We start from the raw sequence: 7,236 nt of genomic DNA, 5'->3' as shown, positions 1-7,236 counted from the left end.
GAAGCCGCCGGCTGCCCGTGGCGCGTAGCGCCACGCTGCCGCGAGGGCGAAGGCGCGCGACGCAAGGACCGCAGGAGTGAGCGAAGCGAACGACGAGGACCGCAGCGAGCGCACCGAGCCCTCGCGGCTGGGGCTTTGGAAGTGTCGTCCGTCGATCTAATAGTAGATATTTATCACTGAGCGGCTGGGGCTTTGGAGTGCTCTCCGCGGCGAGAGCGGTTACTTATAAATAGTGGCTGAACTACCGGAGCCGGGCCCGCGAGTTCGGTGACGATACGGCTACTCGGCCCCCTGTCGGACGAGCGAACCCGCGCTGTCCCAGTTATTTATAAATCGTTCAACTCATCGCCGTCTCGGCGGCGTCGTCGACTCGGTCGGAGTCGGATCCGCCTACAACCCGATGATGTCGTCGAGTTCGACGTCGCTCACGCGGCCGCCGCACACCGCGCACTCCGCGACGTCACGGGGACCGGCCCCGCCTTCCATGTGAAGGTTGCCGCACTCGGTACACACTTCGAATTCAGCGTCAAGCATGGGGCCGGACGTTTTCGGAATCCGCCGTATATGTTTTGTGTCGGAGACGGCCGACCGCGCCGGACGGGACCGGCCGTGCCGGGCGGGGCCGACCGTGTCGGACGCGGTCGACGGTCGGCCCGGTGACGCTACCCCTTTCCGCCTCGCGGCCGAAGCGGCGACGATGACCGACGACACCGGCGACGACGCCGGAAATGATCATGACGACAACCTCTCCTTAGACCGCTTCCACGAGGCGCTCGAAGCCGAGGAGCGCCCGGTCGCGACCGCGAGCGAGGTGGCCCGCCGACTCGGAACGACGCAGGCCGCGGCCCGCGACGCCCTCGGCGCGCTCGTCGACCGCGGCGACGTGGACCGGCTCGACGTCGAGGCCGACCCCGTCGTCTTCTACCCGCGCGACTGGGGCGCGTTAGCGAGCCGCGAGCGCGTCGTGGTCTTCCCGAAGCGCCGCGAGATCGTCGTCGACCGCCCCACTCAGTACACCCGCGCGCGGCTCTCGCAGTTCGCGAACCTCGTCGACACCACCGGCACGGAGCCCGGCACGCGCGGCTACCTCTACCGGATCCGGCAGGAGGACGTGTGGGCCGCGCCGTTCGACGACGCCGACGCGGTCGTCGACGCGCTGCGCTCCGTGCTCCCGCGCCGCTTCGAACACCTCGAAGACTGGGTGCGCGACCAGTGGCGTCGCGCGCACCGCTTCCGGCTGTACACCCACGCCGACGGCTACGTGGTCCTCGAGGCCGCCTCGGAGAACCTGATGGGAAACGTCGCGGACCAGCACCTCGACGACGACCACCTCCGCGCGCCCATCTCGGACACCGAGGCGTGGGTCAACGAGGACGCCGTCGCCGCGGTGAAGCGCGCGCTCTACGACGCGGGCTATCCCGTCGAGGACGACCGCGACCTCGAGACCGGCGATCCGGTCGAGATCGAACTCACCACCGACCTCCGCGACTACCAGGCGACCTGGGTCGATGAGTTCCTCGACCGCAAGTCGGGCGTGTACGTCGGCCCGCCCGGCTCCGGCAAGACCGTCGCCGCGATCGCGACGATCGCCGCGGTCGGCGGAGAGACCCTCATCCTCGTGCCCTCGCGCGAACTCGCCGACCAGTGGCGCGAGGAGTTGCTCGACCACTCCACGGTCGATCCCGCCGACATCGGGCTCTACCACGGCGGGACCAAGGAGATCCGCCCGGTGACGATCGCGACCTACCAGATCGCGGGGATGGACCGCCACCGGAGCCTCTTCGACTCCCGCGAGTGGGGGCTGATCTGCTTCGACGAGGCCCACCACGTCAGCGCCCCCGTCTACTCCCGGACCGCCGAGCTCCAGAGCAAACACCGGCTCGGCCTCTCGGCGACGCCCGTCAGCGAGACCGGCAGCGAGGAGGAGATATACACCCTGATCGGCCAGCCCATCGGCGCCGACTGGGACGCGTTGTTCGAGGCCGGCTTCGTCCAGGAGCCCGAGGTCGAGATCCGCTACGTGCCGTGGCGCGACGAGCTGGCGCAGAGCGAGTACGCCGCCGCGGACGGCCGGGAGCGCAGACGCCTCGCGGCCGAGAACCCCGCGAAGATAGAGGAGATCCGATACCTGCTGGCCGCCCACCGCGACAAGAAGGCGCTCGTCTTCGTCGAGTACCTCGATCAGGGCGAGGCGATCGCCGACGCGCTCGGCGCCCCGTTCATCAGCGGGGAGACGCCGCACCACGAGCGCGCGGAGCTGTTCCGGCGGTTCCGCGCGGAGGACGGTGGCACCGCCGACACTGCTGGCACCGACGACGGCCTCGACGTCCTCGTCGTCTCCCGCGTCGGCGACGAGGGGATCGACCTCCCGAACGCCGAGCTCGCGGTCGTCGCGAGCGGCCTCGGCGGCTCCCGGCGACAGGGGTCGCAGCGCGCCGGCCGGACGATGCGGCCGACCGGCTCCGCGCTCGTCTACGTCCTCGCGACCCGGGGCTCCAGCGAGGAGGAGTTCGCGCAGCGGCAGATGCGCCACCTCGGCCGGAAGGGCGTCCGCGTCCGCGAGACGAATATCGCGGAGTAGCCCGCGACTCGCTCCCCGCGACCCGACCCCCTCGGCCTCCGGAGCGAGTCGAACCGAATCGGCGGGTCAGATCGAGTCCGCGAGGTGCTCGGCCGCCTCCTCGATCTCCCCCTCGTTCTCGACGAACCGAACGGGTGCGTTCTGGTCCCTCGCGTACTGGAGCGCCGCGGACCGGTTGAGGTCCTGCTCGAAGTCGATCCGGCGTTCGGTGACCCCGTTGAGGTCGCGGTCGCTCTCTCGTCGCCGTTCGAGGATCGTCGCCGGCTCCGCCTCCACGAGGACGAACGCGTCAGGCGAGACGTCTTGGAGCACTTCGACCGGTAACCCCTGGACGTAGCCGGTCCGCGTTTCGACCGCGAGGTGCGTCGAGAGGATCACGTTCGTCGTCTCCGCCTCCTCGGCGACGAACTCGCCCGCGCGACGCTGGAGGCGACGCGTTTCGGTCTGCGAGAGCGTGCCGAGTCGGGCCCGCTCGGTCGTGATGCCCATCGCCGCCGCCTGTTCGAGCATCACGTCACCGAAGTTGATCAGCTTGTACCCGTCTCCGAGTCCGCGTCGGACCGCCTGGCAGACGCTGGAGAGGCCGACGCCGTTGACTCCCGACACGAGCGTGACGGACATCAGAAGCTCACCTCGTTCTCCTCGCCCCCCGGGGTCCCGCCGCGGTCGTCGTAGTACCGGCGGCCGATGAACTGTGCGCCGACGAGCATCATCAGCGTGTCGTAGAGGGCGTCCGCGGAGTCGAACGTCTCGACGTCCGATCGGTCGATGACCGCCCGGATCGTCGTTGACTCTCCGTCCGGCGGCGACAGCTCCGTGTCACCGACCGTCTCAACCACCTCGTCCCGGGGCGCCGGAAACTCCAGCTTCCTCGCGAACAGGTCGCGCGTCTCTGGTAAGCACATACATACCATACGACAGCGCACGCGAGGATAAGTGCACATGTGACTCGGGTCGTCACGGTTTCTCCGAGGCGTTCCCTCCCGGCCCGGGGCGGGTCCGCGCGATCGCTCGCGGAGCGTCGGCGGGCGAAGCTTTCAACACCCGCTCCGGCGACTTCGCGACATGGACGCCGACGAGCCTTCGCCCGCCGCCGACAGGGACGCCGAGCCCCCGACCGTCGCGGAGGCGGTCGTCGACGCCATGCTCGACCGCGGCGTCGACACCGTCTTCGGCATCCCCGGAAAGCAGACCCTCCCGCTGAACCGGGCGCTCGCCGACCGCGACGCGCGGTTCGTCGTCGCCCGCCACGAGACCGCCGTCCCCCATCAGGCGTGGGGGTACGCCGAGACGAGCGCGCCGGGCGCGATGGCCGCCACCTGCGTCGTCCCCGGCCCGGGCGACACGAACGCGATGAACGGGCTGAAGAACGCCCTGAACGACTGCGTCCCTCTCCTCCACCTCGCCGTCGAGACGGAGCGCTCAGTGCGCGGCGGCGACGGCATCCACGAGACGCCCCCGGAGACGTACGACACGGTCGTCAAGGAGAACGTCCTCGTGGACTCGCCCGCGGGCGCGGTCCCCGCGGTCGCCGAGGCGATCCGGACCGCCCGCGAACACCCGCAGGGCCCGGTCCGCGTCGGGATCCCGAAGGACGTCCTCGCGGGCCGCACGCCCCAGCCGGCGGTGGGCGACCGCGGCCCCTCGCCACCGCCGGCTCCGCCCGCGGAGGCGGTCGCAGAGGCCGCCGACCTCTTGACCGACGCGACGGCGCCCGTCGTCCTCGCCGGCGGCGGCGTCAGGCGGTCGGGCGCGAGCGACGCGCTCCGGGCGGTCGCCGAGTCGTTCGACGTGCCCGTCGCGACGACGTACAAGGGGAAGGGGACGCTCCCGGAGTCGCACCCGCTGTCGGCCGGCGTCCTCTGTGGCGGCGCGAGCGCGGAGCTCCGCGACCTCCTCGCGGGCGCCGACGTCGGCCTCGTCGTCGGCTCCGATCTCGACGCGGTCGCGACCGCCTCGTGGTCCGTCTCGATGCCCGATACGCTGGTCCACGTCACGCTCGACGGCGACGACGTGGGGTTCGGCTACGAGACCGACCTCGGCGTCGTCGCCGACGCCGACCGCTTCCTCCGCGCGCTCGACGAGGAATTCGCCGACGAGCGCACGCCGCCTCGCGACCGCGACGGCGCCGAGCGCGCCGAGGCGGTCCGCGCGGCCGACCGCGGCCGGTTCGCGGCGCTCTCCGAGGGCCGCGGTCCCGACGACCCGCTCCGCTCGGTCGAAGTCCTCTCGGCGGTGCGCGACGCGGTCCCCGACGAGGCGGTCGTGACCGCCGACGCGGGCGGGTTCCGGCTGTGGACGCTCGTCTCGTTCCCCGCGTCCGGGCCGCGCTCGTACGTCAACCCGGGCTCGTGGGCGACGATGGGCACCGGCGTCCCGTCCGCGATCGGCGCCAAGCTGGCGAACCCGGACCGCGACGTGGTAGCGCTCACCGGCGACGGGGGGCTGATGATGTGCGTTCACGAACTTCACACGCTTGCGAGCGAGGGGATAGACGTCACCGTCGTCGCGCTCAACAACGACGACTACGCGATCATCAGCGAGGAGGCGTCGCGATCGTACGAGTTCTCCGAGGGCGCCTACGGCTGGGCGGAGACCGGGCTCGACCTCGTCGCGGTCGCGTCGGGCATGGGCCTGCCGGCCGAGCGCGTCCGCGAGCGCGACGCCGTCGGCGACGCCGTCGAGCGCGCTCGGACTCGGGACGGGCCCGCGCTCGTCGAGGTCGTCACCGACCCGAACGAGCCGCAGGCGAGCGAGTGGATGACCGGGGCGCGACCGGGCGAGTAGCCACTCGGTTTCACGCCGGGCGTTTCCGACATCTGAAGCGATCTATATGGGCGCCGGCTCCCGAGTTGGCGTATGAGAAACCCGTGGGTTCACGACGATGTCCCGGACGATCCCGGAAGGGGCTACGACGGTCCCGTCCGCCTGCTGGCGGCGTTCATGTGGGGCTCGCTGGCGCTCCTCGTCGGCGGGTTCGTCCTGCTCTCCGGAGCGGGCGTCGTCGACCTCGCCGACGGCGGATCCCTCGGCGAGGTCGTGACCGGAGTCGTCGCCGCGCTCGCGGTGGCGTTGGCGCTCCCCGTCCTCTTGAAGCTGCTCGCGATATCGCGCGCGCTCGCCGCCCTTGCGTTCCTCGTCACGGGCGCGTCCGTCGGTCGGTTCGTGATCGCCCGCGAGCCCGAGCGGTTCCGGGCGCTCCTCGACGCGCGCGACGGGCTGGCCGAGAACGCGGGCGCGCTCGGTGACCTCTTCGACGTCGTCGACTCGCTGTCACCTGCGATGACCGACGGCGCGACGGCGGTCGTCGACGGCGCGATCGCCGCCGTCATCGCCTTCCCGGCCGCGTGATCCGGTCGTGCCGGCGGGTCGAACTGTCGCTTTCGCGGCGCGCGCGACGGGACGTGAGCCTTAACAACTCTCGTTGTGAATCCCGTCCATGACGCATCCGAACGACGTCGCCGTCGGGATCGTCGGCCTCGGCGGTATCGGGTCCCACCACGCGACGAAGCTGGTCGAACGCGGCGCGAACCTCGTCGGCGGGATGGACATCGACGCGGACGCCCGCGCGCGGTTCCACGAGGAGTTCGACCTCCCCGCCTACGAGGAGGAAGCGGCCCTCTACGAGGCGTGCGATGCCGTGCTTATTACCACGCCGAACCGCTTCCACGAGGAGTACGCGACCACGGCGCTGGAAGCGGGCCTCGACGTGCTCTTGGAGAAGCCGCTGGCGCACACGCTCGAGAGCGCCGAGCGCATCGCCGAGGCCGCCCGCGCCGCCGAGGGGTTCTGTATGGTCGGGTTCAACAACCGGTTCGCGGAGCCCGTTCGGGTGATCAAACACTACCAAGACGAGGGGCGGTTCGGCGAGACGACCCACGTCGAGGCGAACTACGTGCGCCGGCGCGGGGTTCCCGGCCGCGGCTCGTGGTTCACGTCGGCGGACGTCGCCGGCGGCGGCTCGCTCATCGACATCGGCGTCCACGCGATCGACCTAGCCCTCTACTTCCTCGACCATCCCGAGGTCGTCGAGGTCTCCGGCGAGACGCGCTCGGAGTTCGGCGGCCGCGACGACTACGCGTACGTCCACATGTGGGGCGACGACAACGGTCCGGAGGGGTTCGACGTCGACGACTCCGCGTCGGCGTTCATCCGCGGCGCCGACGGCTCCACGGTGTCGCTGGAGGTCGCGTGGGCGACGAACCGCCCGGCAACGGACGAGTTCGTCGTTCGCGGCACCGAGGCGGGCGCGACGTTCGACCGCGGCAGCGACGACCTCACCATCCACGAGGCTGGCGTCGGCGGGGGCCACCACCTCACGGACGCGACGGTCGAGACGCGCGAGGGCGACGCCCACGCCGCCGAGCAGGCGACCTTCCTCGAAGCGGTCGCCGCGGGCGAGGCGCCCGCGATCAACACCGTCGAGGAGGGGTTACGCGTCCAGCGCGTCATCGACGCCATCTACCGGTCCTCGGAGACCGGCGCGGCGGTCCGGCTGGACTGAGCGGCCCCGTTGAAACCCTCTACAAGAACCATATTCGGCCCCAGTTCCGTTCAATATAGAGGAAGGGATGAGCGATAGCGGGAGTGAGTATCGCAGATCGATGGCGACGAAAACGTATTTAAATAGCCACGAGCGACGGCGACGAGGGGCT

The 7,236-nt window shown here is 70.9% G+C and carries 7 protein-coding genes; 4 read left to right on the top strand and 3 right to left on the bottom strand.

Annotated features, from left to right (window positions below; all coding sequences use genetic code 11):
* Positions 1-390: 390 nt before the first annotated feature.
* Positions 391-534: a hypothetical protein gene (locus AC4NMM_RS15105; protein WP_004598452.1), complete on the bottom strand. Its 144-nt coding sequence runs from the start codon at positions 532-534 to the stop codon at positions 391-393.
* Between the two features lie 163 nt (positions 535-697).
* Between AC4NMM_RS15105 and AC4NMM_RS15100 the strand changes: the two genes are divergently transcribed.
* Positions 698-2,581, top strand: coding sequence for a DEAD/DEAH box helicase family protein (locus AC4NMM_RS15100; protein WP_096396294.1), 1,884 nt, complete (start codon positions 698-700; stop codon positions 2,579-2,581).
* Positions 2,582-2,647: 66 nt separating this feature from the next.
* On the opposite strand, the gene AC4NMM_RS15095 is transcribed toward AC4NMM_RS15100, so the two are convergent.
* Together AC4NMM_RS15095 and AC4NMM_RS15090 are read right to left on the bottom strand one after the other, a co-directional pair.
* Positions 2,648-3,202: an adenylate kinase gene (locus AC4NMM_RS15095; protein ID WP_096395956.1), complete on the bottom strand. Its 555-nt coding sequence runs from the start codon at positions 3,200-3,202 to the stop codon at positions 2,648-2,650.
* Complete coding sequence (locus AC4NMM_RS15090; RefSeq protein WP_491924643.1) at positions 3,202-3,486, bottom strand: DUF5789 family protein; 285 nt, start codon at positions 3,484-3,486, stop codon at positions 3,202-3,204. Before AC4NMM_RS15090 ends, AC4NMM_RS15095 begins: the two co-directional genes overlap by 1 nt.
* 160 nt (positions 3,487-3,646) lie before the next feature.
* Here AC4NMM_RS15090 and AC4NMM_RS15085 point away from each other — a divergent pair, with 160 nt between their 5' ends.
* From AC4NMM_RS15085 to AC4NMM_RS15075, 3 genes are all read left to right on the top strand, one after another.
* On the top strand, positions 3,647-5,368 hold the full coding sequence (locus tag AC4NMM_RS15085) for a thiamine pyrophosphate-binding protein (RefSeq protein ID WP_096395960.1): 1,722 nt from the start codon (positions 3,647-3,649) through the stop codon (positions 5,366-5,368).
* A gap of 72 nt (positions 5,369-5,440) precedes the next feature.
* A complete protein-coding gene (locus AC4NMM_RS15080) occupies positions 5,441-5,932 on the top strand; it encodes a hypothetical protein (RefSeq protein WP_096395962.1) in 492 nt (163 codons plus the stop codon).
* Positions 5,933-6,020: 88 nt separating this feature from the next.
* On the top strand, positions 6,021-7,085 hold the full coding sequence (locus AC4NMM_RS15075) for a Gfo/Idh/MocA family protein (protein WP_096395964.1): 1,065 nt from the start codon (positions 6,021-6,023) through the stop codon (positions 7,083-7,085).
* Positions 7,086-7,236 lie beyond the last annotated feature (151 nt).

The sequence above is a fragment of the Halorubrum sp. SD41 genome, from assembly GCF_058630335.1.
Note: the sequence above shows the minus strand (reverse complement) of the source record. Positions and strands in the feature narration are given on the sequence as shown.

Excerpts from the sequence above, each read along its gene's own strand:
- AC4NMM_RS15080 (WP_096395962.1), top strand. The coding sequence starts at position 5,441 with ATGAGAAACCCGTGGGTTCACGACGATGTCCCGGACGATCCCGGAAGG.
- AC4NMM_RS15100 (WP_096396294.1), top strand. The coding sequence starts at position 698 with ATGACCGACGACACCGGCGACGACGCCGGAAATGATCATGACGACAAC.
- AC4NMM_RS15085 (WP_096395960.1), top strand. The coding sequence starts at position 3,647 with ATGGACGCCGACGAGCCTTCGCCCGCCGCCGACAGGGACGCCGAGCCC.
- AC4NMM_RS15090 (WP_491924643.1), bottom strand. The coding sequence starts at position 3,486 with ATGTGCTTACCAGAGACGCGCGACCTGTTCGCGAGGAAGCTGGAGTTT.
- AC4NMM_RS15095 (WP_096395956.1), bottom strand. The coding sequence starts at position 3,202 with ATGTCCGTCACGCTCGTGTCGGGAGTCAACGGCGTCGGCCTCTCCAGC.
- AC4NMM_RS15075 (WP_096395964.1), top strand. The coding sequence starts at position 6,021 with ATGACGCATCCGAACGACGTCGCCGTCGGGATCGTCGGCCTCGGCGGT.
- AC4NMM_RS15105 (WP_004598452.1), bottom strand. The coding sequence starts at position 534 with ATGCTTGACGCTGAATTCGAAGTGTGTACCGAGTGCGGCAACCTTCAC.